The sequence below is a fragment of the Parabacteroides sp. TM07-1AC genome (assembly GCF_003480915.1).
GTDB lineage: Bacteria > Bacteroidota > Bacteroidia > Bacteroidales > Tannerellaceae > Parabacteroides > Parabacteroides chongii.
The window spans coordinates 197,834-222,371 of sequence record NZ_QUKD01000002.1; the positions used below are offsets into that span (position 1 = coordinate 197,834).

Annotated in this window: 19 protein-coding genes; 9 read left to right on the forward strand and 10 right to left on the reverse strand. The window is 43.2% G+C overall.

The window, feature by feature from the left end; all coding sequences use genetic code 11:
• Positions 1 to 7 precede the first annotated feature (7 nt).
• The 3 genes from DXD68_RS05540 (at position 8) to DXD68_RS05550 (ending at position 2,103) form a co-directional block, all read left to right on the forward strand.
• Positions 8 to 1,018 carry a YbbR-like domain-containing protein gene (locus tag DXD68_RS05540; RefSeq protein ID WP_122360673.1) on the forward strand — a complete coding sequence of 337 codons (1,011 nt, stop codon included), beginning with the start codon at positions 8 to 10 and terminating at the stop codon, positions 1,016 to 1,018.
• Positions 1,015 to 1,587, forward strand: a complete 573-nt coding sequence (coaE, locus tag DXD68_RS05545) for a dephospho-CoA kinase (RefSeq protein ID WP_122360674.1) — start codon at positions 1,015 to 1,017, stop codon at positions 1,585 to 1,587. Before DXD68_RS05540 ends, coaE begins: the two co-directional genes overlap by 4 nt.
• Before the next feature lie 66 nt (positions 1,588 to 1,653).
• Positions 1,654 to 2,103 carry a DUF5606 domain-containing protein gene (locus DXD68_RS05550; RefSeq protein WP_122360675.1) on the forward strand — a complete coding sequence of 150 codons (450 nt, stop codon included), beginning with the start codon at positions 1,654 to 1,656 and terminating at the stop codon, positions 2,101 to 2,103.
• Positions 2,104 to 2,195: 92 nt separating this feature from the next.
• Here DXD68_RS05550 and lon read toward each other — a convergent pair whose 3' ends face one another.
• Positions 2,196 to 4,658: an endopeptidase La gene (lon, locus tag DXD68_RS05555; RefSeq protein ID WP_122360676.1), complete on the reverse strand. Its 2,463-nt coding sequence runs from the start codon at positions 4,656 to 4,658 to the stop codon at positions 2,196 to 2,198.
• A gap of 104 nt (positions 4,659 to 4,762) precedes the next feature.
• On the opposite strand from lon, the gene DXD68_RS05560 reads away from it, so the two are divergent.
• Positions 4,763 to 5,479, forward strand: a complete 717-nt coding sequence (locus DXD68_RS05560) for a tRNA1(Val) (adenine(37)-N6)-methyltransferase (RefSeq protein WP_122360677.1) — start codon at positions 4,763 to 4,765, stop codon at positions 5,477 to 5,479.
• On the opposite strand, the gene DXD68_RS05565 is transcribed toward DXD68_RS05560, so the two are convergent.
• Entirely contained in the window at positions 5,464 to 6,435 is a 972-nt protein-coding gene (locus DXD68_RS05565; RefSeq protein ID WP_122360678.1) for a diacylglycerol/lipid kinase family protein, read from the reverse strand. The genes DXD68_RS05560 and DXD68_RS05565 overlap by 16 nt on opposite strands.
• Positions 6,436 to 6,632: 197 nt before the next feature.
• Here DXD68_RS05565 and spt point away from each other — a divergent pair, with 197 nt between their 5' ends.
• The 3 genes from spt (at position 6,633) to gldH (ending at position 9,886) form a co-directional block, all read left to right on the forward strand.
• Positions 6,633 to 7,820 (forward strand): serine palmitoyltransferase, encoded by a 1,188-nt coding sequence (gene spt, locus DXD68_RS05570; RefSeq protein WP_122360679.1) that lies wholly within the window; start codon positions 6,633 to 6,635, stop codon positions 7,818 to 7,820.
• Positions 7,821 to 7,989: 169 nt separating this feature from the next.
• Positions 7,990 to 9,435, forward strand: coding sequence for a stage 0 sporulation family protein (locus DXD68_RS05575; RefSeq protein WP_122360680.1), 1,446 nt, complete (start codon positions 7,990 to 7,992; stop codon positions 9,433 to 9,435).
• Positions 9,371 to 9,886 (forward strand): gliding motility lipoprotein GldH, encoded by a 516-nt coding sequence (gene gldH, locus DXD68_RS05580; RefSeq protein ID WP_122360681.1) that lies wholly within the window; start codon positions 9,371 to 9,373, stop codon positions 9,884 to 9,886. The genes DXD68_RS05575 and gldH overlap by 65 nt, the downstream gene beginning before the upstream one ends.
• Before the next feature lie 10 nt (positions 9,887 to 9,896).
• Here gldH and rodA read toward each other — a convergent pair whose 3' ends face one another.
• The 8 genes from rodA to DXD68_RS05620 all read right to left on the reverse strand — a co-directional run bounded on the left by rodA (position 9,897) and on the right by DXD68_RS05620 (position 20,432).
• The gene (gene rodA, locus DXD68_RS05585; protein WP_122361074.1) at positions 9,897 to 11,342 is read right to left on the reverse strand and encodes a rod shape-determining protein RodA; all 1,446 of its coding nucleotides are present in this window, start codon (positions 11,340 to 11,342) and stop codon (positions 9,897 to 9,899) included.
• Positions 11,323 to 13,209, reverse strand: coding sequence for a penicillin-binding protein 2 (mrdA, locus tag DXD68_RS05590; RefSeq protein ID WP_122360682.1), 1,887 nt, complete (start codon positions 13,207 to 13,209; stop codon positions 11,323 to 11,325). Before mrdA ends, rodA begins: the two co-directional genes overlap by 20 nt.
• On the reverse strand, positions 13,199 to 13,714 hold the full coding sequence (gene mreD, locus DXD68_RS05595) for a rod shape-determining protein MreD (protein WP_122360683.1): 516 nt from the start codon (positions 13,712 to 13,714) through the stop codon (positions 13,199 to 13,201). The genes mrdA and mreD overlap by 11 nt, the downstream gene beginning before the upstream one ends.
• A complete protein-coding gene (mreC, locus tag DXD68_RS05600; RefSeq protein WP_122360684.1) occupies positions 13,707 to 14,561 on the reverse strand; it encodes a rod shape-determining protein MreC in 855 nt (284 codons plus the stop codon). The genes mreD and mreC overlap by 8 nt, the downstream gene beginning before the upstream one ends.
• A gap of 93 nt (positions 14,562 to 14,654) precedes the next feature.
• Entirely contained in the window at positions 14,655 to 15,674 is a 1,020-nt protein-coding gene (locus DXD68_RS05605; RefSeq protein ID WP_122360685.1) for a rod shape-determining protein, read from the reverse strand.
• Between the two features lie 19 nt (positions 15,675 to 15,693).
• A complete protein-coding gene (gene purH / locus DXD68_RS05610; protein ID WP_122360686.1) occupies positions 15,694 to 17,217 on the reverse strand; it encodes a bifunctional phosphoribosylaminoimidazolecarboxamide formyltransferase/IMP cyclohydrolase in 1,524 nt (507 codons plus the stop codon).
• A 239-nt stretch (positions 17,218 to 17,456) separates the two neighbouring features.
• Entirely contained in the window at positions 17,457 to 18,629 is a 1,173-nt protein-coding gene (locus tag DXD68_RS05615; RefSeq protein WP_122360687.1) for a 6-bladed beta-propeller, read from the reverse strand.
• A 129-nt stretch (positions 18,630 to 18,758) separates the two neighbouring features.
• Positions 18,759 to 20,432, reverse strand: coding sequence for a tetratricopeptide repeat protein (locus tag DXD68_RS05620; RefSeq protein ID WP_122361075.1), 1,674 nt, complete (start codon positions 20,430 to 20,432; stop codon positions 18,759 to 18,761).
• 509 nt (positions 20,433 to 20,941) lie between these two features.
• On the opposite strand from DXD68_RS05620, the gene DXD68_RS05625 reads away from it, so the two are divergent.
• Together DXD68_RS05625 and DXD68_RS05630 are read left to right on the forward strand one after the other, a co-directional pair.
• Positions 20,942 to 22,555: an ABC-F family ATP-binding cassette domain-containing protein gene (locus tag DXD68_RS05625; protein ID WP_122360688.1), complete on the forward strand. Its 1,614-nt coding sequence runs from the start codon at positions 20,942 to 20,944 to the stop codon at positions 22,553 to 22,555.
• 64 nt (positions 22,556 to 22,619) lie between these two features.
• Positions 22,620 to 24,461: an LTA synthase family protein gene (locus DXD68_RS05630; protein WP_122360689.1), complete on the forward strand. Its 1,842-nt coding sequence runs from the start codon at positions 22,620 to 22,622 to the stop codon at positions 24,459 to 24,461.
• Positions 24,462 to 24,538 lie beyond the last annotated feature (77 nt).

Here is a 24,538-nt window from a genome sequence, read left to right on the forward strand (position 1 = left end):
AACAAATATGCCGCAGCTTGATAATATAAATCAATCATTCAAGTCTGCCCGGATGAAGATTAATGCTTTTCTGCGTCGTCAGAGATGGAAAGAAGCATTAATCTTTTTCTTTTTTGTACTACTGTCATTAGGCTTTTGGCTATTGCAGAGCCTTCAGCAGGAATACGAAATAGAGATCAACATACCGGTCAGATATAAGAATATCCCACCCGATATTTCTTTTACGGAAACGCCTCCGCAGGAGGTGATTGCTAAAGTAAAAGATAAAGGAAGTGTTCTGCTGAACTATTCCTTCGGGAGATCGTTTGCCCCGATCGAAATGAACATGAAAAATCAGGCAGAGAAAAGCGGCTCTTTATCCATTGCGAAAAAAGCGATTGAGAACGATATCCAAAAACAATTGCTGGCAACCACTTCGCTGGTAGGTTTCGAACCTCAGCACATTGAAGCGCCTTACAGTAAACGCATCAAGAAAGATATCCCGGTGGTTTTCAACGGGACAATCCAGACAAATCCAGGTTTCCACGTATCCGGAAGCATAACGATCTCACCGATGAATATCAGTGTATATGCCAGTGATGTAGTACTGGATACCCTGAACCAGGCTAAAACGGTATTTACTGAAATAAAAAAAGGCAACAAAACAATCACCAAGACGGTACAACTGCAAAAGGTCAGCGAAGCGACTTATGACCCGACGAGCGTTACCATCACGATTCCTATAGAGGAATTTACGGAAAAAACACTGGAAATACCGGTTCTTTGTACGGATTTACCTTCGCACTATACATTGCGTACTTTCCCGTCTGTAGCAAAAGTTACATGCAGTATTCCATTATCCCGGTTCAAGGACTTATCGGAAGACGCATTTGAGATCAAATTTTCATTTAAAGATCTGGAACAAAACGTGTCGGGTACCCTACCAATCCAACTGACGAAAAAGCCGGATTGGGTAACCACCACAACGCTTGTCCCGGACAAAATAGAATTCATCCTGGAACAAAACAACCTTCAATGATCAAAATCGGAATAACCGGTGGTATAGGAAGTGGCAAATCGGTCATTGCTTCCTTGCTGAACCTGTATGGAATACCGGTCTACGTAGCTGACACGGAGAGTAAGATTCTGACCGAAACATCACCGGCAATCAAAGAAAAGCTCACTGCTTTGTTCGGAGACGACCTTTATACCGACAAAGGACTGAACAAGAAGCTACTGGCTTCCCATATATTCACTAATCCGGAATATCTTCAACAGGTAAACGCCATTATCCATCCGGAAGTGAACAATCATTTTTCCGCCTGGACAAAAGCTCAGGCCAGCCCCATATGTGCTATCGAATCGGCAATTCTCTTCGAGTCGGGCTTCAACAAAGTCGTTGACAAAAGCCTGATGGTATATGCCCCCCGGGAGATCCGTATCGAACGGGCGGTTTCACGGGATAATACTGCCCGGGAAGAAATCATTCGCCGTATTGAGAACCAACTGCCGGATGAAACAAAAAGAGACTGGTCCGATTATGTTATCTACAATGACGATAAGCAGGCTTTACTGCCCCAGGTTGAAAAATTTCTGGCGTCTTTATAGGAATAAATCGTATAGTTATGCTACATTTGCAGCTTTAAAGTTTAACACTATTAGAAAACAAAGATTATGTTGAAGACTATTTTGTCTATTTCGGGAAAACCGGGATTATTTAGATTGGTTTCCCACGGAAAGAACATGCTGATTGTCGAATCGCTGACAGATAAAAAAAGAGTACCAGCTTATGCAAAAGATAAAGTGATCTCGCTTGGTGATATCGCTATTTACACGAACGAGACTGAAGTTCCTTTGCACGAAGTGCTTACCAGCGTAAAAAATAAAGAAAACGGAGCCAAAGTAACAGTACCTTCCGACACAAAGGCATTGCGTACTTATTTTGCTGAAGTTTTACCTGATTTTGACCGCGAAAGAGTATATCCGAGCGATATCAAAAAATTGCTGACATGGTATAACATCCTGATCGGAGCTGAAATCACAGACTTCACACCGGAGGAAGAACCTGTCGCTGAAGAAGCAACAGCTGAAACAGAAACCAGCGCTGAAGAAAAAGCTGAATAAAAATCAATCAGTAATAAAAAAGCCGATGTATAAATTGATTTACATCGGCTTTTTTATTTAGTCATGACGGATTTGATCCGTCATGATAACTATCAGAATAACGGATTATCTACTTTTTCCTTTAACAAGGCAAGATCGATCACTTGATGGATATCTTCCACATAATGGAAAGTCAATCCTTTTACATAATCCGCTTTGATCTCTTCGATATCCTTTTGGTTTTCCTTGCAAAGAATCAGTTCCTTGATACCTGCCCGTTTGGCAGCCAGGATCTTTTCCTTGATACCTCCAACCGGAAGCACCTTACCACGCAATGTAATCTCTCCGGTCATTGCCAGATTCTTCCGTACCTTACGCTGTGTAAATGCCGATACCAAAGACGTAACCATGGTCACACCGGCACTGGGCCCGTCTTTCGGGATCGCTCCTTCAGGAACATGGATATGTACATTCCAGTTTTCGAACAAATCCTCATTTATATTGAAGACAGAGGCATGGGCATGGATATACTCAAGTGCCAACATGGCAGATTCTTTCATTACATCCCCTAAGTTACCTGTCAAAGTTAACTTCGACCCTTTTCCCCGGCTCAGGCTGGATTCCACGAAAAGGATCTCTCCTCCTACAGCGGTCCACGCCAATCCGGTTACAACACCGGCATATTCATTCCCCTGATATTTATCACGACTGTATTCTACCGGCCCCAGATATTCATGCAGATCTTCCGGTTTGATCTGCGATGGGATAGCTTCGTCGGAAGCGACTTTACGAGCCAGTTTACGCATGATCTTGGCAATCTTTTTATCCAGTTCACGGACACCGCTTTCACGGGTATATGATTCGACAATAACCTGCAAAGTCTTTTTAGGAAACTTCACCTTGCCTTTACTAAGGCCATGAGCTTCCAGTTGCTTCGGTACCAAATGACGGGCAGCGATCTCTACTTTTTCTTCCAGGATATATCCGCTCACTTCAATCAACTCCATACGATCCAGCAAAGGCTGTGAAATCGTATTCAAATTGTTTGCCGTAGCGATAAACATGACTTTACTCAAATCATAATCGATATCCAGATAGTTATCGTGGAAAGCGGAGTTCTGTTCCGGATCCAGGACTTCCAGTAAGGCAGAAGCAGGATCACCTTTGAAATCATTCGTTACTTTATCTATTTCATCCAGGATAAACACAGGATTCGAGCTTCCCGACTTTTGGATATTTTGAATAATACGGCCACTCATAGCCCCTATATACGTACGACGATGACCGCGTATCTCTGCTTCATCATGCAGACCGCCTAACGATATACGCACATATTTACGGTGCAACGCTTCAGCGACAGATTTACCCAGCGAAGTTTTACCCACTCCCGGAGGTCCGTACAAACAGATAATCGGCGACTTCATGTCTCCTTTCAGCTTCAAGACCGCCAAATGCTCGATGATACGTTCCTTTACCTTTTCCAGTCCGTAATGATCACGGTCAAGAACCTTCTGGGCATGTACCAGGTTGAAGTTATCTTTACTGTATTCATTCCACGGCAAATTAACGATCGTCTGCACATATTGTGTCTGTATGGAGAAGTCAGGCGATTGCGGATGCAAACGTTCCAGCTTACGCACCTCTTTCTCAAATATCTCAGCAACAGAAGCCGGCCATTTTTTCTTTCTGGCCTTTTCCCGTAACTCTTTTATTTCCAGTTCGTTTATATTTCCACCCAGTTCTTCCTGAATAGTCTTGATCTGCTGCTGCAGGAAATATTCCCGTTGCTGCTGGTTTATATCTTCATGTGTTTTCATTTGGATAGAAGCCTTCAGTTCTACCAGCTGATATTCACGATTCAGAATAAACAACAAACGATAAGCACGATCCTTCAGGTCGCCGATCAACAGAAGTTCCTGCTTTTCTGAAGCTCCGCTGGGGATGTTGCTACAGGAGAAGTTGACCAGATAAAGGACATTCTTATTATTCTTTATGGAGAAGATCAAATCACGCGGCGGCTCGCTCATCGAACCCAACATTTTAATTGTCAGATCTTTGATCGTTGAGATAAGCGCCTCAAACTCACGGTCGGTCTTATCCGGCATCCTATCTTCCAGCAAAGTTATTTTTCCTTTCAGATAGGGTTCTGTTTCTTCCAGAGCATCCAGGGAGAAACGTTTCTTTCCTTGCAGAATCACCGTTGTCGTACCATCCGGCATTTCAAGTACACGGACAATATCTGCGATTACACCGGTCGTATACAAATCATTATACTCCGGATCCTCCGTGTTCACTTCTTTCTGACAGACAACACCGATCAAAGATTTATTGTGAACAGCCTCTTTTATCAGACGCATAGATTTAGGCCTGCCGACAATGACCGGCATGGCTACTCCCGGAAAAAGTACCATATTCCTCAACGGAAGAATAGGAACCACATTCCCTACTTTATCTATACCATCTGTAAAATCCTCATCCACATCACATTCTGTAAGGATAGGCATTACAATCCCAATATTATCGTCCAAATCGTCATACGACTCATCGGTAAACCTCTTCATTCTTTCTTTCATCATATTACTTCCCTATCAATTGTACTTATTGATACAATAAACGTGCCAAAGTTACAGCTTTTCAGGTAATTCTAGCTACTTTTGCCCCTCACAATATAAAAATATGTATGGCAAATCCTTATTTTCAATTCAAAAAGTTCACGATATGGCATGATAAGTGTGCAATGAAAGTCGGAACAGACGCCGTTTTGCTCGGAGCATGGGTCAATCTCGCCGACTGTAAAAACATTTTGGATATAGGAACCGGTACAGGAATCATCGCTCTAATGCTCGCCCAGCGAAGTACGGGAGATATCGATGCGATCGACATAGACAACGATGCCTGTATCCAGGCGGAAGAGAATGTGAAGGCATCTCCATTCGCTGAAAGAATCAGGGTTATACATGCTGCCTGTTCGGAATTTGCCGGTTCGGTTACCCGTAAAAAATACGATCTGATCGTTTCCAATCCTCCCTATTTTATAAATTCCTTGAAATGTCCGGACGATAAACGTTCGGTTGCACGCCATACGGACAGCCTGCCTTTATCCGAACTGGTTGAAAATGCCTGTTCCCTGTTATCTTCTTCCGGACGTATAGCCCTGGTCCTGCCTTACGAACAATTGGAGGAAGTAGAATCGATTGCCCGGAAAAATTCTTTATTTGTTTCCAGACAGACAGACGTAATACCTGTCCCCGGAGCTCACCCCAAACGATTACTGATTGAGTTATCGGCAGTAGAAACAGATACAACAAACCGGGATACACTGGTCATAGAAGAATCCAGACACCAGTACACCCCGGAATATATAGCATTAACCAAAGATTTTTATCTGAAAATGTAAGGTAGTTTCTTGTCGAAGAAACGCGTTACTTCACCAAACAAATTATGAACCTCCTCGGTAAAGGATATCACTTCAGGCGTTATCACATGTAAAGACTGCGGTATGACCGAAATATCGATCCGGCTATCTGCCATAACAGGCTCTCCATCCAGATGCATAACACCCGGACTCTGACGGATAATGGTTACCTGACGCGCTTTCATTGTCTTGATCTTACTGTTCCGATCGATCTGCTTTGTAAATAACTGGATTGCCAAAGGCGCTATATCCAACGGTGTAAAAGGCGACAATATAGTCAAATCCATCTGCCCGTCCTGTATATTGGCATGAGGGGCAATGAACGCATTGTTTCCATACTGGGAGGCGTTGGCACATGCCACCAAAAAAGCTTTCTCCTTAATGGTCTGGTTATCCACCAGCAACTCATATGGTTCCGGCTTGTAACTCAAATATTCCGCCACCGTATTTTTTATATAGGTAAGAGATCCGCGCCGTTTTTCCTCAGCGAACTTCTGGCTTACCGCCGCATCAAAACCTACCCCACAGGTACAAAAGAATACACGGTCGTTCGCCTTGCAGCAATCGATAGTGGAAACATGTCCTTTGATTATCAGCTCCAATGCCCGTTTAGCATCCATCGGTATATGGAGCTCACGGGCCAACCCGTTGCCGGACCCTTTCGGGACAATCCCCAAAACGGCATCCGAATGAACCATCGCACGGGCTATTTCATTCACCGTGCCGTCGCCACCTACAGCTATAATACAATTGGCTCCTTCGTCAATTGCCTTTCTCGTCAACTCACTGGCATGCCCCGCATATTCGGTGAAAGAAATCTCCAACGGACAATCGCCTTTCTCGCACATTTGCTCGATCATCTTAGGTATCTTTCTTTTCGAACCGACGCCGGAAATAGGATTTATTATAGCCTGCACCTTTATTTTTTTTCCGCCCATCCTAACTGTTTATAAAGATTGAAGCGACAAAAATAATGCTTTTGTAAAACTTTTAAAGCATTAAGGCTACTATAAGTTATTTTTTTACTACTTTTGCGGCTGGATTTGCCGAAACATAGGTGAATATGTATACGACAAACCCTTAATTCTATAATGGAATTTTAATAAGCGAGAAAATCATTCTCTTCAATAATAATATGAAACTTTTACAAGAGAAACTAGCAAAGTACGATGCTCCTCAAAAAGCGATGGCTGCAGGAATTTACCCTTATTTCAGAATGATCGAAAGCGATCAGGATACTGAAGTAATGATCAGTGGTAAAAAAGTCTTGATGTTTGGCTCAAACGCTTATTTAGGATTGACTAATCATCCTAAGGTAAAAGAGGCAGCAATTGAAGCGATCAAAAAGTACGGTACGGGTTGTGCCGGTTCACGTTTCCTGAATGGTACGCTTGACATCCATATTGAATTGGAAAAACGTCTGGCTGAATTCGTAGGAAAAGAAGATGCGATCGTGTATTCAACAGGTTTCCAGGTGAACCTGGGAGTAGTTTCCTGTCTGACAGGACGTGAAGATTATATCTTGTGGGATGAGCTGGACCACGCCTCCATCATTGAAGGCCATCGTCTGTCTTTCTCAACTAAACTGAAATACAAGCATAACGACATGGAATCGCTGGAAAAACAACTCCAGAAATGCGAACCTGACAAGGTGAAGCTGATCGTTATCGACGGAGTATTCAGTATGGAAGGAGATATAGCCAAACTTCCCGAAATCGTAGCACTGGCAAAGAAATACAATGCCAGCGTCATGGTTGACGAAGCACACGGCCTGGGAGTTCTAGGTGATCACGGACGCGGAACATGTAACCACTTCGGTGTTACCGACGACGTAGACCTCATTATGGGTACATTCAGTAAATCACTGGCTTCTATCGGTGGATTTATCGCTTCTGATAAAGACACGATCAACTACCTCCGTCACAATTCACGTTCTTACATTTTCAGTGCCAGCAACACGCCGGCAGCTACAGCAGCAGCAGGTGCCGCACTCGATATCATGTTGAGCGAACCGGAACGTATCGAACATCTGTGGGATCTGACTCACTATGCCCTGGACGGTTTCCGTAACATGGGTTGTGAAATCGGACATACCGCCACTCCGATCATTCCGTTATTCATCCGTGATAACGATCTGACATTCCTGATCGTTAAAGAATTGTTCGAAGCCGGAATCTTTGTAAATCCGGTAGTTTCTCCGGCCGTTGCTCCGGAAGACACGCTGATCCGTTTCTCACTGATGGCTACTCACACGAAAGAGCAGTTGGATTATGCACTTGAAGCAATTCACAAGGTATTTAAAAGTCACGGCTTAGTAGACTAAACTGTTACTATTTTTATAATAAAAGGCTCCCAAACGGTAGAAATATCAGCTTGGGAGCCTTTCACGTTTTCCCTATTCTTGTTTTTTCACTTTCCCTTGCTCATTCTCTGAGAATATTTGACTATTTTTGCGTAATTGTACAGACTATAAATACATATACAACCAGAAAATGGATTTCAAACTAAATAAAGGAAGTTGCTGCATGGGGAAAAAAGGATGCAGCAAAATACAAAATAATAAACTGAATACCTACGATTGGCTCTGCGATGTGCCCGATGCGGAAAATGCAACCGATTACGTAGAAGTGCAATTCAAAAACACCCGTAAAGGGTATTATCTGAATAGTTCAAAAATACCTCTTGAAAAAGGGGATATGGTTGCTGTCGAAGCCAGTCCCGGACATGATATAGGGACTGTCACCCTTACCGGAAAACTTGTTCTTCTTCAAATGAAAAAGAACAATGTACGTACAGGGGAAGGATATGAACCTAAGAAGGTATATCGCAAAGCGAAACCGACTGATATAGAGAAGTACGAAGAAGCAAAGGCGAAAGAACATGCCACTATGATCCGTTCACGACAGATCGCAGCAGACCTGGGACTGAACATGAAGATCGGCGACGTAGAATACCAGGGAGATGGCAACAAGGCTATTTTCTATTATATCGCCGACGAGCGTGTCGATTTCCGCCAACTGATCAAAGTCCTGGCAGAAGCATTCCGTGTACGTATCGAAATGAAACAGATCGGTGCCCGTCAGGAAGCCGGACGTATCGGTGGTATAGGTCCTTGCGGACGTGAATTGTGCTGTTCCAGTTGGATGACGAGCTTTGTTTCAGTGGCTACCGGTGCTGCCCGCTATCAGGATATATCCATGAACCCTCAGAAACTGGCCGGACAATGTGCCAAACTGAAATGTTGCATCAACTATGAAGTGGATGCTTACGTGGAAGCACAGAAGCGTTTACCGTCCAGGGAAATCGTACTTGAAACAAAGGATAACAATTACTATCACTTCAAGACAGACATCTTCAAACGTGAGATAACTTATTCAACCGACAAATCTTTTGCCGCCAACCTGGTTACGATATCAGCAGATCGTGCTTTCGATGTGATCAATATGAATAAGAAAGGAAGCAAACCGGTTACTCTGGAAGCCGACACCAAACCGCAACCGCCTAAACGCGATGCACAGGATATTCTCGGTCAGGATAGCGTCACTCGTTTTGACTCTGTCAAGAAAAAGAAGAAAAAACGTCCGTCAGGCAATGGAGGAAACGGAGGCAACGGCAATAATAGCGGAGGGAATCATCCGAACGCTTCTGCCAACGGAGAAAATAGAGAAAACGGTAACAACAAACCGGCAAATAACCGGCCTTCGGGTAACGACAAACAGCCCAGAAACGAAAAGGCTCCCAACAATAATAACAATAACAACTCCGGAGGTAATAAAGGAGGCGGTAATAATAACAACCGCAACAACAATAATAACAACCGGAATAACAGAAACAGACAAAAGCCTAAAGAGAATAATGACAAACAAGCGAATAATGACAAACCTCAGCATCAAGCTAAACCGGGAGGAAACAAACCGGAGAATAAGCCCGAAGCTTAAAGGAATCGTTGTCGTTCTCTTTGTATTCTTATGCTTCTCCTGCGATCAACAGGCCTTGTACGACCAGTACCAGGCCATTGATAACACAACGTGGGGGAAGGATAAGGAATATTATTTTTCTTTTCACGTAGACGACATCACCACTCCTTACAACCTGACTTTTGAGGTTCGCAACAACAATATGTATCCTTATCAGAATCTTTGGCTATTCTGCAACGAAGAACAGCCGATCGGTCCTTTGAAGAGGGATACGATAGAATGTGTTTTAGCGGATGAATTCGGAAAATGGTATGGACACGGTATCTCCTTATTTCAGTCCAGTTTTCCCATACGGACAAATTATAAATTCGAACATCCGGGGATGTATACGTTCAGCTTCCGCCAGGGTATGCGTGACAGTACATTAAGAGGTATACAGGAAATCGGCTTCCGGGTAGAAAAAGTGAACTGATCAACGAAGATCAACGCTCTCTCCGGGAAGCATCCAGCCGAAGGAAAATAAATAATAAGATTGTAAAACCTAATAAAGAAGAGCCTCCATAACTGAAGAAAGGCAACGGAATACCGATCACAGGAGTCAGCCCGGTAACCATTCCGACGTTGATAGCCAGGTGAAAGAAGAATATGGAGGCAACACTATATCCGTACACCCTGCCAAATGTTGTATTCTGCCGTTCTGCAAGCACGACTAATCGGATAATAAATGCCCCAAACAGGAGAAGGACAAGCGTAGAACCGACAAAACCATGTTCCTCGCCTACCGTACAAAAAATAAAATCGGTTTCCTGCTCCGGCACATATTTCAATTTGGTCTGTGTCCCGTTTAAAAAACCTTTCCCGGTCAACCCACCCGACCCGATAGCGATCTTCGACTGATTCACATTATAACCTGCTCCGCTGGGATCATCTTCCAATCCCAACGACACCTTGATACGAATTTGCTGGTGAGGCTCCAGTATTTCATCGAATACATAATCCACCGAATACATAAAAGCCATCGACCCTAAAGCAAAAGCCGCTATCATTCCATAATGCCACACCCAGTTACGAAGAGAAAGATATATCAGATAAACGATAGCCAGTCCGACTAATCCCACTGAAACCCAGGCAAAATTTACGGGGATAAAAAGAGAAGTTATATAAGCTGCCAGATACACGAGAGCCGTCCCTCCCAGCATAATCTGTAAAGCCATCCTGTTCTTGCGAATTCTAGCCACAAGAAAAAAAGAAATAACCAATATCATTGAAGAGACAATCAATGTTCCCATATCCGTTGCACCTACTACAACATCCGAGAACTTCATGGTCGTCACAAAAAAAGCTACCGCACAAACACCTGCCAGCAGAATATATCCGGACATGCCCTCCCGATATAGCATCAGGAAAAAAGCAAAATAAACCAATGCCGAACCGGTTTCTTTTTGCAGAATGATACAAATCATCGGCAGGAAAATAAGCAGGAGTGTTATAGAAAAGTTCTTGACTGTGGTCAGTTGAAATCCATAAGAATTCATGAACTTCGCCACAGCCAGTGCCGTTGCAAACTTAGCAAACTCCGCCGGCTGTATACGGAAAGACCCCAGTTGCAACCACGAATGAGACCCTTTGATATTCGGAGCAAAAAAGATAGTAGCTATCAGCAAAAGGATAATAGCTGCATATATCAGATAACCGAAGACATCGAAGAAATCGCTTTCCAGCATCAGTATGACAAAAATAACCACCATAGAAATCCCCACCCACATCAGCTGCGATCCGGGACGTCCGTTTATATCAAACAGGCTCATGCTGTCAAACTCAAAACTGGCACCACAAATAGTGAACCAACCGGCTACTATCATCAACATATAAAGTATAATGGTAAACCAGTCAATCGTCTTCCACATTTCAGTCTTTCTGTACCCCATAATCAGATAATAAATAAACACGGTCTTCAGTTACCACCGAATTTGTCATTTTTTCTTCCAAGGCTTTATCTTCCGGTGATATTTCACCCTTCAGATAATATTCCATCATTAACTTACCGATAGGAACTCCAAACGCCGCACCGAAACCTCCATTCTGTACATAGACGCAGATAGCCACTTTCGGGTTCTTATAAGGAGCAAAGCCGATAAAGGCAGAATGGTCCTTTCCATGAGGGTTTTCAGCTGTACCGGTTTTACCGCATACTTCAATACCGGGAATCGCTGCAGCCCAGCAAGTACCGCCCAGTACCGCATTACGCATACCTTCCGCAACAACTTCATAATGTTTTGCATCCACAGTCGGATATCGTTTGTTTGTATAAAGAGTATCCAAAGGTGTATCCTGTATTTCTTTCACGACATGAGGGGTAATAAAATATCCCCGATTGGCAATTGTTGCCGCCAAATTACAAATTTGTAACGGCGTTGCTGCTATTTCTCCCTGACCGATTGCAATAGAGATGACTGTCGTAGAAGTCCAACGGTGATAATAATTATCATAAAACTTACTGTTCGGGACAAATCCTCTTCTTTCTCCAGGCAAATCGATTCCCAACTGATAGCCGTATCCCATAGATACCAGGTGATTCTTCCAAACCTCAAAACCTTTTTGTATGGTCGGATAACGACGGCGGCTATCCAGCATATCATGTAACCCCCAACAGAAATAAGAGTTACAGGAAGTTGCCAAAGCCGGGACCAGACTCAAAGGAGAAGGATGTCCGTGACAGGCCGGTTTCCGCTTTGGAGAATAAGTATATCCATGCGCACAGGTATACATCGTTTCAGGCGTTATCACCCCTTCCTGTAAAAAGATCAGCCCCTGTGTGGGTTTAAATGTCGAACCGGGAGGATAAAAACCTGTTATAGAACGATCGATAAGCGGAGTCTGGGGAGTCTCCTCCAGCATCTTATGATTCTTACCCCGCTGGCGTCCGACCAGCAAGCTTGGATCGTAATTAGGTGAAGAAACCATACAAAGCACTTCACCTGTTTCCGGTTCTATCATCACGATACTTCCAACCTTATTCCGCATCAGCTTCTCTCCGTAAGCCTGCAAATCAATATCTATTGCCAGTTTCAAACTCTTACCCGAAACCGGATGAATATCGCTGTTCCCGTCATCGTATTTTCCCTTTATACGACCATGCACATCCCGTAAAAGAATCTCCACTCCTTTTACACCACGCAACTCTTTCTCATATGAACGTTCAACTCCTGCACGACCGGCGTAATCTCCCTGTACATAATAATCGTCTTTTTCTATATCTTTCCGGTTTACTTCCCCTATATTACCCAACACATGTGCCGCATAGGGATATTCATATTGGCGAATCGTACGGTTTTGGATATAAAAGCCGGGGAATTTATACAGTTTTTCCTGCAATACGCCACACTCCTGTGCTGAAAGATGATTCATAAACAATTGCGGGACATATGACGAATATCCCGGATTCAACCGGCGGTTCTTGATATTGGCTATCTGCTTTTCAAACTGCTCCTTGGTTATATTGAGGATATTACAGAAATCCAGCGTATCGAAAGGCTGAACCTCACGCATGATAAGCATCACATCGTAAGCCGGTTGATTGTAGACTAACAGTTTATCATTACGGTCATAGATCATCCCACGGGAAGGGTTTAGGGTCTTTTTCAAAAACGCATTACTGTCAGCCCATGCTTTATAATCGTTCTCCACTACCTGAAGGTAGAACAAACGAACAATAAAGATGAGAACCAACAGAACTACGGCACCTATTATTACATAACGCCTGTTCTCAAGTGTATACTTCGTATTAGTCTCCACTCTTCTGTGTCTCTATATTGAAAGCTTCTATCGTACAAATTAATAATGTAGTCGTTACCACACTCGCACCGATACGGATCGCAAGGAATAACGGATCGAATAAAGTCAGCGATTCGATCAGGAATAAAGTGACATGATGGATCACCACGAATGAGAAAACATATCGGAAGAAACCACCATAGCCAAAGGTCTTATAGGAAGGATAGATCCCTTCGGGCAGGTCCTTTCCCATGAAAAAGCGAATCAAGGGTTCACGTATAAACCCAGCCAGTGTACATGCCGCAGCATGCATTCCCGGTGTATTTGAGAACATATCGATCACCAGCCCGATCAGAAAAGAAGACAAAACAACCACATCGCGCGACGTTCCTACCGGCATCTTTATGATGAAATAAAGATATAAAAACGGCGTTGCGACCCGCAGGAAATGTATATTGTTCAGGATCAACACCTGAATCAATACCAATACAACGAAATAAATCAACCCCCGTAATAAATTAATCATTTCTCCTCGCCTCTTGTTCTACTCTTCTCTGTTCTGCCTGATTATAATTCTTAATGATCCTGACGTTGTTTAACGACTGAAAATCTGTCGCCAGTTCCACCTCCAGTGAAAAGAAGTTATCGTCGTGCTGTTTCTCAAAGTCGGAAACCGTACCGACAACCAGTCCTGCCGGGAACACACTCGAATAACCGCTCGTCACGATCGTATCTCCTTTCTGAAACTCCACATGCCGTGGCAGTTCTTCCAGGTTGGCATAGCGGGTATTTCGTCCATTCCAACTCAACGAACCGAAATAACTACTTCCCAACACCTTGCAACTCAACCGTGATTTAGGATTAAGTAAAGGGATAATCACTGAGAACTGATCTGTCACAGTGGAAACAATGCCAACAACTCCCCTTTCGGAAACAACGCCCATATCCGGTGCGATACCGTCTTTACGTCCTTTATTCACAGTAATGTAATTCGAAAGATGGCTTACACTATTATTCACAACCTCCGCCAAGACAAAACTATACGGAAACTGTTCGGTCGAATCAGGAGCAAACCCGCTAAAAGTAAGTGTATCGGCGACCATCATATCCAAACGGTCCTGTAACTCCAGCAAATCCATTTCCAACTGCCCGTTCCTCTCCAGCAACTCCTTGTTTATTTCACGCAGGTCCAGATAGGATGTCACATAACCGGAAACAGATGAAATATGACCGGTCAATACGTTTGCCGAACTAAAGATGATATTCCGCTGGTATGCATTATTACGATAGATCAGCATCAACGAAACAATCTCAAGCAAAACAAACAGAAACCAATGCCTCTTTCTTACCAGGAAGTCCAGCAGTTTACGCATAAGCCATATAACAAGTTAACAGTTGACAAGTGACAGTTGACAGTTAGAATAAAAATTAAACTGTCACTTGTCAACTGTCAACTGTCAACTATTTTATCGGATAAGGAAATTAAATTTATCTATATTCTTCAATGCTACACCCGTACCTTTTGCAACCGCATGCAACGGATCTTCTGCAATATGGAACGGGATATTGATCTTATCCGTCAGACGCTTATCAAGCCCGCGCATCAGAGCACCACCACCTGCCAGATAGATACCGTTGCGTACGATATCGGCATACAGTTCGGGAGGAGTCTGTTCGAGTGCGCTCAGGATAGCTGCTTCCATCTTGGAAATAGATTTTTCCAGACAATGTGCTATTTCCTGATAAGAAACGGGAACTTCCATCGGAAGAGCCGTCATCTGATTCGGACCATGTACAATATAATCTTCAGGAGGATTATCCAGGAACGTCAATGCAGAACCGACATTGATCTTGATCAGCTCGGCTGTACGTTCACCGACTTTCACATTATGCTGGCGACGCATATATTCCATTATATCAGCCGTCAGGTCATCCCCGGCGATACGAATCGATTTATTGGAAACGATACCACCCAACGAGATAACAGCGATCTCAGTCGTACCACCGCCTATATCCACGATCATGTTTCCTTCGGGCGCTTCCACATCGATACCGATACCGATCGCAGCCGCCATAGGTTCATAGATCATATAAACATCGCGTCCTCCGGCATGCTCGGCAGAGTCACGTACGGCACGTATCTCCACTTCAGTGCTTCCGGACGGGATACAAACCACGATCCGCAATGAAGGAGAAAACCAGCGATGTTTCGGATTTATCATTTTGATCATACCGCGTATCATTTGCTCGGCAGCAAAGAAGTCGGCAATCACACCATCGCGCAACGGACGGATCGTACGAATATTCTCGTGCGTCTTTCCGTGCATCTGGCGTGCCTTCTCTCCGACTGCCAGCACCTTGTCGGTACGCCGGTCGAGGGCAACTACCGATGGCTGATCTACCACGACCTTACCACCACTGATGATGATGGTATTCGCAGTACCCAGGTCCATCGCTATTTCTTGTGTAAAAGAAAATAATCCCATTTTTTAATAAGGTGTTTTTTTAGTGTTTGAAATGACGGACTCCCGTCTTAACCATAGCCAAGCCATGTTCATTACAATAATCAACAGACAGCTTGTCATTTACAGAACCACCCGGTTGGATAACGGCAGTAATACCTGCCTTATCAGCAATCTCAACACAGTCAGGAAACGGGAAAAATGCATCAGAAGCCATAACGGCACCTTTCAGATCAAATTCGAAAGAGTTTGCCTTTTCAATAGCTTGTTTCAAAGAATCTACGCGCGATGTCTGACCGATACCACTGGCACAAAGCTGTTTGTTCTTTACCAATGTGATAGCGTTCGATTTGCTGTGTTTCACCAGTTTATTAGCGAACAACAGGTCTGCCGTTTCCTGTGCGGAAGGCTTTTTGTCAGTCATCGGTTCCAGATCTGCAGCAGTCTGGATGCTCAGGTCTTTTTCCTGCATCAATGCACCATTCAATAGTGAGCGGAATTGCATCGGACATGTCTTTGCTTCCTTACGGATCAGAATGATGCGGTTTTTCTTCTGCATCAGCACTTCCAAAGCGTCTTTTGTATATTCCGGGGCGATGATCACTTCGAAGAAGATCTTGTTGATCTCTTCTGCTACTTCTTTATCGATCACGCTGTTGGTAATCAGGATACCGCCGAAAGCAGAAACCGGGTCACCGGCCAATGCATCTTTCCATGCTTCAAGCACAGTCGGACGGGATGCGATACCACATGCGTTATTATGTTTCAGGATAGCGAATGTCAGTTCGTCGAACTCGTCGATCAGGCTGACAGCAGCATCGATATCCAGCAAGTTGTTGTAAGAAATTTCCTTACCATGGATCTGATCGAACATATCGTTGAACTTACCATAGTATTTGGCAGCCTGGTGCGGGTTTTCACCGTAACGCAGGTGCATTGGCTGATCTACAGCAACACGCAGGTGAGAGCCTTCGCGTCCGTCAAAATAATTGAAAATAGCAGAATCATAGCCAGAAGAAACAGCAAAAGCTTCTTTGGCAAACCATTTACGGTCTTCCAGGGAAGTTTCTGCCCCTTTTTCATTCAGCACTTGCATCAAAGGCTGATACTGTGCTTTAGATGCTACGATCACTACATCTTTGAAGTTCTTTGCAGCGGCACGGATCAATGAGATACCGCCTATATCTATCTTTTCGATGATTGCCTGTTCTTCAGCTCCGGAAGCAACTGTTTCCTCAAACGGATACAGGTCTACAATCACGAGGTCAATTTCTGGAATTTCGTATTGAGCGATCTGTTCTCTGTCGCCTTCATTTTCTCTACGATTAAGAATGCCGCCAAAAACTTTCGGGTGAAGTGTTTTAACACGTCCTCCCAAGATAGAAGGATAACCAGTCAGGTCTTCTACCGCATCGCAAGGGATGCCTAATGATTCGATAAACGTCTGAGTTCCACCAGTTGACACAAAAGTCACACCTTCATTGTGGAGTTTTTTTAAGATTTCATCCAGTCCCTCTTTATGAAACACGGAGACCAATGCACGCTTAATACGTTTTGTTGCAGCCATCTTTGTTAGGTTTATTTTAATGTTTTAGAGCACAAAAGTAGATAATTATTTTCAATATGTATATGAATGTTGAGAATTAATTTCCCGAGGCAATTCATTAATAAAACTTAGAATCTGTTGAAAACTGTAGGGGCAAATCCCGAAAAAACAGAAAAAACAACGAAAAAGGCTTACACTTTTCAAAAGAGAAATGCAAGCCTTTTCCAAATCAGATAGTTAATATGTATCTAAACGAATAACTATTCACTACTGTTTTTTAGTTTTACCAACATGATCACCGGATTATCCTCTTCGTTTAATCCGTCTGTAACTTCTTTCAATTTGCCTTTCAGTTTACCTTCCCCGTTAGCTTCCAACAAATCCGCAGTTTCCAGCTGTACCGAAAAAGCAATCTCCTCATTCAATGCACAAGAGGACATATCTTCTTTCCGCTGATCGAAATCAGCATTATAAACGATACTGCTGTAGATTTTCTTTTCTTGTTTGTCATATACCAAATCAACTTTGGGCATATCTGTTTCCTTCTCGAAGTCACACTCCTTTTTCACCGTCTGCATAAAGTAATAACGATCCGTCAGAACACCCGGAAAGAGAAAGACCTCCGGTGTCATCTTTTGTACAGAAGGAGTCCTGACTATGAACGGACGAATATCCCCACCCGGACAATGAGCATAAATAGTATCGGCTGAAGGCTCACTCAAAATCCAATTCCTCTGATAAAAGGATATAAAACTATTACCGGGAACGCTTGCATAAACCCTATCCGCTACACGTTTCATGATTACCGGCGATATCCTTTTCTCGTACGGAACCTCAATATCCGTCCAGCTTCCATCCTCTTTAGACAGCAGGAAGAATGTACTCGTAGAAGAGTCGTTCTCCGGAGCATATACATTTTGAGACAGAAAATGAAGATCGTCATAATCGTACAGGTTCGTAACAAGTGCTCCTTTTTTATAAAAGATCGTTTTTTTATAATTACCTTCCAGATCATACACCTGGATCTTACTTGAAGGGCCATCGTTCACAAATATCTCGTTCTCCTCTTTATTTAAGTGAACATTAAAAGGAAGTATATATTCCTCCGGTCCTTGTCCCCTGCGATTGATCTTCTTCAATCCTTTGCCGGTCGAGCGGTCGAAAATCAATATTTCTCCCTGACGCATATTTGTCAATATCAGGATATTTTTCCCAACATCCGCCACCTTGCCTTTACTTATAAACTCATCCGTCGTCTCCAATGGAATATACTCTACATCCATAAAATCCTGAAGTGTCAAATTCTTCTTCGGATAGTTTGCCGTGACATCCACTGCGATAAGATTATCAGTCCCAGGTTTGTTGCCTTCACATCCCATCAATACCAATAGGACAACATAGACAAATGCTCTATTCAACAAAAAGTTTTTCATGATAATAACTTTTAAATTACGTTTACACAAAAATAGTCCCCCCAAAAAACCTCTCCAAAAGTTTCATGTCACAAATATGTCACATTTATCAAACAGCTAATAAACAACACATTAAAACCGTATCTATTCTTAAAAATCTTTTACAAATTCATCAAAATCCTGTGCTGTTCCTTTTTGGTTAGTCAATTTTTCATATAAACGTTTACGCTTATTAGATATCGCCTGGCTGTTTACCGATAATAACGAAGCTATACGTCCCACCGGAATATCTAATCTGGTCAAACAACATACAACCAAATCCAACTCTGAGATCCGAGGATATAACATTCTTATTTTACTGGTAAAATCTCTGTACAAGACATGGTCTATAGCCTTAACCACCTCCGGCCATTGTGTCTCGTCTAACTTTTTCCATTTTGTACATAATCCCAGATATAAGTCTGAAGTGAAGAATGTTTCCTGTGCCAACTTCCTTTCATTCTGTAGCGTGTTTGTTTCTATTCTTTTTTGTTCCGCAGCTATTTGTTGTTCCAGTTTGGCGATAGTGACATTTCGCTCTTTCAGATATTCCTGGCTTTCTTTATATTTCTGTTCCTGAAAACGCAGAAACTGATCCAGCTGTTCTTCTTTTTGCTTCTTTTTCTTAAACAAACAGAAAGCAACACACACCGCTACCAGTAATAAAAAAGAACCTCCTGCCAAAAACCTGTACAAATAAACCGTTTTACGATCTGCTTCCAGCTTGTAATTCTCTTTTTCTCTTTCAACCATCCGATAATTATACAAACTTTCCACCCGAGCCAACATCTCCTCATGAAGCTGTTTATCAAGTGAATCCCGCAGTATTTCAAACTGTCCGTAAACAGTCATATAACCCTGAAAGTTATTTCTGGACTTCTCAAAGAGTGACAAATTACGATATGTACCACACAGGGTACGCAGGTCAGTACTTTTCCTGGCAAACGATAGATAATGGTAAGCGGAGTCCATTTTCCCTATTTTAAAATACAAATCTCCTAAAGTCAGGCTAACCCGGCAGGAATCTTCCCTAGTCTTTGTTTTTGAATAAGCATTCCAAGCAACAGACAAGCCTCTTTCATAATCTCCCACTCGGTTATACGCATCAGCCAATTCATTCGACATATTCAATTTATACAAATCGGAAGTATGCAACAAAGCTATCGAATAATAAATAACTGCACTATCCAGCTTATTTTCGCACACATAAATACGAGCAATATTCCGGAGAGTCACTGACACACTGACTGTATCTTCATCCATCATAAAATAATCAACCGCCTTTTTCTGATAATTCAAGGCCGGCTGATACAGTTTTTGAAGAGTATATAAAGAGCCTAAATTAGCACACAACTCTCCCGACAAAGCAGGGGCATCCAAAGTCTTTCCCAAATCATAAGCTTTCAAATAAAAAGCTTGGGCTTGAGGAGCGTCATTCAAGTCCTGCAACACCCTGCCACAATAATAGTATGCCTGCATCTTCCGTTCTCCCCAATCGGTCTTTTCATAATATCTGACAGCTATTTGTATCAAAGAATCGGATGTATGTTTTATCTGTTTTTTCTCCTGTGCTGCCGTATATAAGAAACACCAAAGGGCCTGTTCCTTACGTGACAGTCTTTCCGGATGTTTTATGCTGTCTAAAAGACATAAAGCACTATCCGGCTTTACAGGCATATAGCTCTCGGCCTCGCTCAACAGGGAAGTAATCTCGTTTTTCTCGTTACAGGCTGCCAGTAAGAGAAAAAACAAAAGGCTTAACAGCTGCTTTAATAGTTTGATCATATAAGTTCCATTCATTAACAATACTAAGATAAGATTTTGTACGATATTTTAATGCGATTACTCCGATTAAACCGATTCATGCTGGCACAAAACGTCTGCTTTACATTATCCAACGCACGTTCAATGTTTGTTGATATCACTTGTTTAATATAAAAACAACTAATCAGTAAGACCCCATAAATATAAGGCTTTTCCGAATAAATCATATTAGTAAGAATCATTTTTCTTTTCGTCCATTTTTGCGTTTGATACATATCAAACGAATAAAACACATATATGCTTTATTCGTTTGACAATTGTGTTTCTTTCGTTTAATGATAATGAAATGAAGGAAAGATAGTATACTTACAGCGCGATATGAACACTATAGTATTAGCATTGTACTATAGTGCTATTTTAAAGACACAATATTTTGAAGTAAATGCCGATTAAAACGATTCCGGCTGGCACAGAACGTCTGTTTTTAGTATCTTTGCACACTCATTCGAAATTTAATAGATACTCAAAATATGATAACAGTAAACAATCTGGACGTACAGTTCGGCAAACGTATCCTTTTTCAGGATGTAAACATGAAGTTTACGCCGGGTAACTGCTACGGTATTATCGGTGCCAACGGTGCCGGAAAATCAACATTTCTTCGCGTGATCAGCAAACAGCTCGACCCGACGCGCGGTTCGGTGAGCCTGGGTCCGGGAGAACGTCTTTCGGTATTGAGCCAGGACCACTTTGCTTTCGACGAATATACGGTGATGGATACCGTTTTGATGGGACATACCACCCTGTGGGAGGTGATGAGCGAAAAGAATGCGCTTTACGAAAAACCGGATTTCAGCGATGCCGACGGTATCCGCGTATCGGAACTGGAAGAGAAGTTCGCCGAAATGGAAGGATGGAACGCCGAAAGCGATGCAGCCAGCCTACTCAGCGGTTTGGGTATCAGCGAAGAATATCATTACAGCATGATGAAAGACCTGAGTGGTAAGCAGAAGGTGCGTATCTTGCTTGCACGCGCTCTGTTTGGTCAGCCGGACAATCTGTTGCTGGATGAGCCGACCAACGACCTCGACCTTGAAACGGTTAGCTGGTTGGAGAACTATCTGTCTAACTCGGAACATACCATCTTGGTTGTGAGCCACGACCGCCACTTCCTCGACTCTGTTTGTACACATACGGTAGATATCGACTTCGGTAAGCTACAGATGTTTGCCGGCAACTATAGCTTCTGGTACGAATCAAGCCAGTTGGCACTTCGCCAGCAGCAGAACCAAAACAAGAAGGCGGAAGAGAAGAAGAAGGAGCTGGAAGAATTTATTCGTCGTTTCAGTGCCAACGTGGCTAAGTCTAAGCAGACTACCAGCCGTAAGAAGATGTTGGAGAAACTGAATATAGAAGAGATCAAGCCGTCTTCACGCCGCTATCCGGGCATCATCTTCACGCCGAATCGTGAGCCGGGCAATCAGATTCTGGAAGTAAAAGGACTGACGAAGAGTATTGAAGGCAAAGTATTGTTTAAGGATTTGAACTTCAACGTTGAGAAGGAAGACAAAGTGGTATTCATCAGCCGCGACCCGCGTGCCATGACTGCCCTGTTCCAAATTATCAACGGCGAGGAGAAGGCCGACGAAGGTACTTATCAGTGGGGGCAGACCATTACGACAAGCTATCTGCCGTTGGATAACGCCAAATATTTCGCTTCCGATTATAATCTGATCGACTGGTTGAGCCAGTTCTCACCGGACACGAACGATGTGTTCTTGAAAGGATTCCTCGGCCGCATGTTGTTCTCCGGCGAAGAGTTGTTGAAGAAAGTGAGCGTATTGTCCGGAGGTGAGAAGATGCGTTGTATGATTTCACGCATGATGCTTACGGATGCGAACTGTCTGATTCTGGATACACCGACCAACCACTTGGATTTGGAGTCTATTCAGGCATTCAATAATACATTGCAGCAGTTTAAGGGTAATATCCTGTTCTCCAGCCATGACCATGAGTTTATTCAGACGGTTTCGAACCGTATTATCGAACTGACTCCGAATGGTATTATCGACAAGATGATGGATTACGATGATTACATCACCGATCCGACAGTAGCCGAACTACGCGAAAAGTTATACAAATAATTATAAAGGGCGGCTGTAACAGTCGCCCTTCTTTATTTTATACTACACCCAAATAGACAGAGTGATGAAAAAACGGTTATTATTTATTCTGACAGTATTTTTTTGCTGGCTTCCGATCCTTGCAATTCAAAAGCCGGTCTTCATTTTATATCACCACGCCTTAGCGAACGGGTGTTCGCTAACCGATTACCTTAAGGTAATCACACATGGTTTATTGCTTGACTGTACGGTTTCGGGATATCTGACTGCTATTCCTCTACTTTGTATATTGATCTCCATCTGGTTGCCGGGAGCATTCTATCAGAAATTTCTGAAAGGATATTTTGGGGTTGCAGCACTTCTGATCGCAGCGATCTTTGCTGTCGACGTGGCGCTTTACGGATATTGGGGCTTCCGGCTGGATGCCACATTATTCTTCTACCTGCAATCTCCGGCTGATGCGATGGCAAGCGTTCCTGTCGGAACCTTCTTTCTGCAGTTTCTGCTATTCCTTATATATGCATATGGAATATTTTGGATATTCAAACGGTTTATTATTCCGCTATTCCCTGCAATCCCTGTCCGCAGCAGATTAGGAGGAACAATGATCGTTCTCCTGTTGGGAGGCATACTATTCATCCCGATCCGGGGAGGTGTAACGACTTCTACCGCCAATGTCGGCATGGTTTATTTCAGTAAGAATCAATTCCTGAACCATTCAGCAATCAATCCGGCTTTCAGCTTGCTTGCGTCATTGAGCAAACAGCAGGATTTTGCAGCCCAGTTCAATTTCTTTCCCGAAGAAGAGAGACAGGAACGATATACAGCCTTAACGCAAACCAACGACACATTGCCCGGAAATGCAGAAAAGCGATCTTTACTGACAACCGATCGCCCCAATATCCTGATTATTCTGATGGAAAGTTTTACAGCAAATGCTATCGAAGCAGTAGGCGGTGAACCCGGAATCACTCCCAACCTCAACAAACTAAGCCAGGAAGGAATCACTTTCACGAATATGTATGCCAATTCTTTCCGTACCGACCGGGGAATAGTATCCGTACTGAATGGCTATTTGGCACAACCGACCACTTCTATCATGAAGTATCCCGCCAAAAGCCAGACACTCCCGTCCATTGCCAAAAGCCTGGGTGAACAGGGATATACAGCCGATATGCTTTATGGCGGAGATATCAACTTCACCAATATGCAAAGTTATTTCTTCAGCTCCGGGTACAGCCAAATAACTGCCGACCGTGATTTCCCGCTTTCCAGCAGGTTAAGCAAATGGGGAGCCAATGACAATATAACCTTTACCCACCTGTACGAATCGATCCGGGAAAGAGACGAAAAGACACCGTGGCTCAGTACCTTCCTGACATTGAGCAGCCACGAACCATTCGAAGTGCCCTACCATCACCTGGAAGACCCGTATCTCAACTCGATGGCTTTCACCGATAGCTGTATCGGCAGTTTCATCGGCCAGCTAAAGGAATTACCCGTCTGGAAAAACACCTTGGTCGTATTGGTTTCCGACCACGGCTACCGTTATCCTGCATCGTTAACGGACTATGAACCCCGACGCTTCCATATCCCGATGATCTGGCTGGGTGGTGCAATCAAAGAACCTGCAATCATCGACACATATGCCAATCAGACAGACCTGGCAGCGACATTGCTAAGCCAACTGAACTTACCTCACGATTCCTTCACATTCAGCCGCGACATACTGGCTCCCGGATATCCGGAATATGCATTCTATACATTCCCGAACGGGTTCGGATTCATCGACAGCACAGGTATCTCCGTATATGACAACGAGAGTAACAAACCACTGATCGAAAGCCCGGCAGAGAACAGCAACGAACGCCTGAACAAAGGAAAAGTTCTGCTACAAACACTATACGACGACCTGGGTAACCGGTAACCTAAACAGGCAGAAATAAAAAAAGGCAGATCTTCCGATCTGCCTTTTTTTATTGAATTATAATTTACTTAATTATA

Bases quoted from the DNA above. Each gene is read 5' to 3' on its own strand.
- gldH (WP_122360681.1), top strand. From the start codon at position 9,371: ATGACAAACCTCAGCATCAAGCTAAACCGGGAGGAAACAAACCGGAGA.
- DXD68_RS05565 (WP_122360678.1), bottom strand. From the start codon at position 6,435: ATGGGCGGAAAAAAAATAAAGGTGCAGGCTATAATAAATCCTATTTCC.
- DXD68_RS05560 (WP_122360677.1), top strand. From the start codon at position 4,763: ATGGCAAATCCTTATTTTCAATTCAAAAAGTTCACGATATGGCATGAT.
- DXD68_RS05575 (WP_122360680.1), top strand. From the start codon at position 7,990: ATGGATTTCAAACTAAATAAAGGAAGTTGCTGCATGGGGAAAAAAGGA.
- lon (WP_122360676.1), bottom strand. From the start codon at position 4,658: ATGATGAAAGAAAGAATGAAGAGGTTTACCGATGAGTCGTATGACGAT.
- spt (WP_122360679.1), top strand. From the start codon at position 6,633: ATGAAACTTTTACAAGAGAAACTAGCAAAGTACGATGCTCCTCAAAAA.
- DXD68_RS05630 (WP_122360689.1), top strand. From the start codon at position 22,620: ATGAAAAAACGGTTATTATTTATTCTGACAGTATTTTTTTGCTGGCTT.
- DXD68_RS05550 (WP_122360675.1), top strand. From the start codon at position 1,654: ATGTTGAAGACTATTTTGTCTATTTCGGGAAAACCGGGATTATTTAGA.
- DXD68_RS05615 (WP_122360687.1), bottom strand. From the start codon at position 18,629: ATGAAAAACTTTTTGTTGAATAGAGCATTTGTCTATGTTGTCCTATTG.
- coaE (WP_122360674.1), top strand. From the start codon at position 1,015: ATGATCAAAATCGGAATAACCGGTGGTATAGGAAGTGGCAAATCGGTC.
- DXD68_RS05625 (WP_122360688.1), top strand. From the start codon at position 20,942: ATGATAACAGTAAACAATCTGGACGTACAGTTCGGCAAACGTATCCTT.
- DXD68_RS05540 (WP_122360673.1), top strand. From the start codon at position 8: ATGCCGCAGCTTGATAATATAAATCAATCATTCAAGTCTGCCCGGATG.
- mreD (WP_122360683.1), bottom strand. From the start codon at position 13,714: ATGATTAATTTATTACGGGGGTTGATTTATTTCGTTGTATTGGTATTG.
- mreC (WP_122360684.1), bottom strand. From the start codon at position 14,561: ATGCGTAAACTGCTGGACTTCCTGGTAAGAAAGAGGCATTGGTTTCTG.
- purH (WP_122360686.1), bottom strand. From the start codon at position 17,217: ATGGCTGCAACAAAACGTATTAAGCGTGCATTGGTCTCCGTGTTTCAT.
- DXD68_RS05605 (WP_122360685.1), bottom strand. From the start codon at position 15,674: ATGGGATTATTTTCTTTTACACAAGAAATAGCGATGGACCTGGGTACT.
- DXD68_RS05620 (WP_122361075.1), bottom strand. From the start codon at position 20,432: ATGATCAAACTATTAAAGCAGCTGTTAAGCCTTTTGTTTTTTCTCTTA.
- rodA (WP_122361074.1), bottom strand. From the start codon at position 11,342: ATGGGGTACAGAAAGACTGAAATGTGGAAGACGATTGACTGGTTTACC.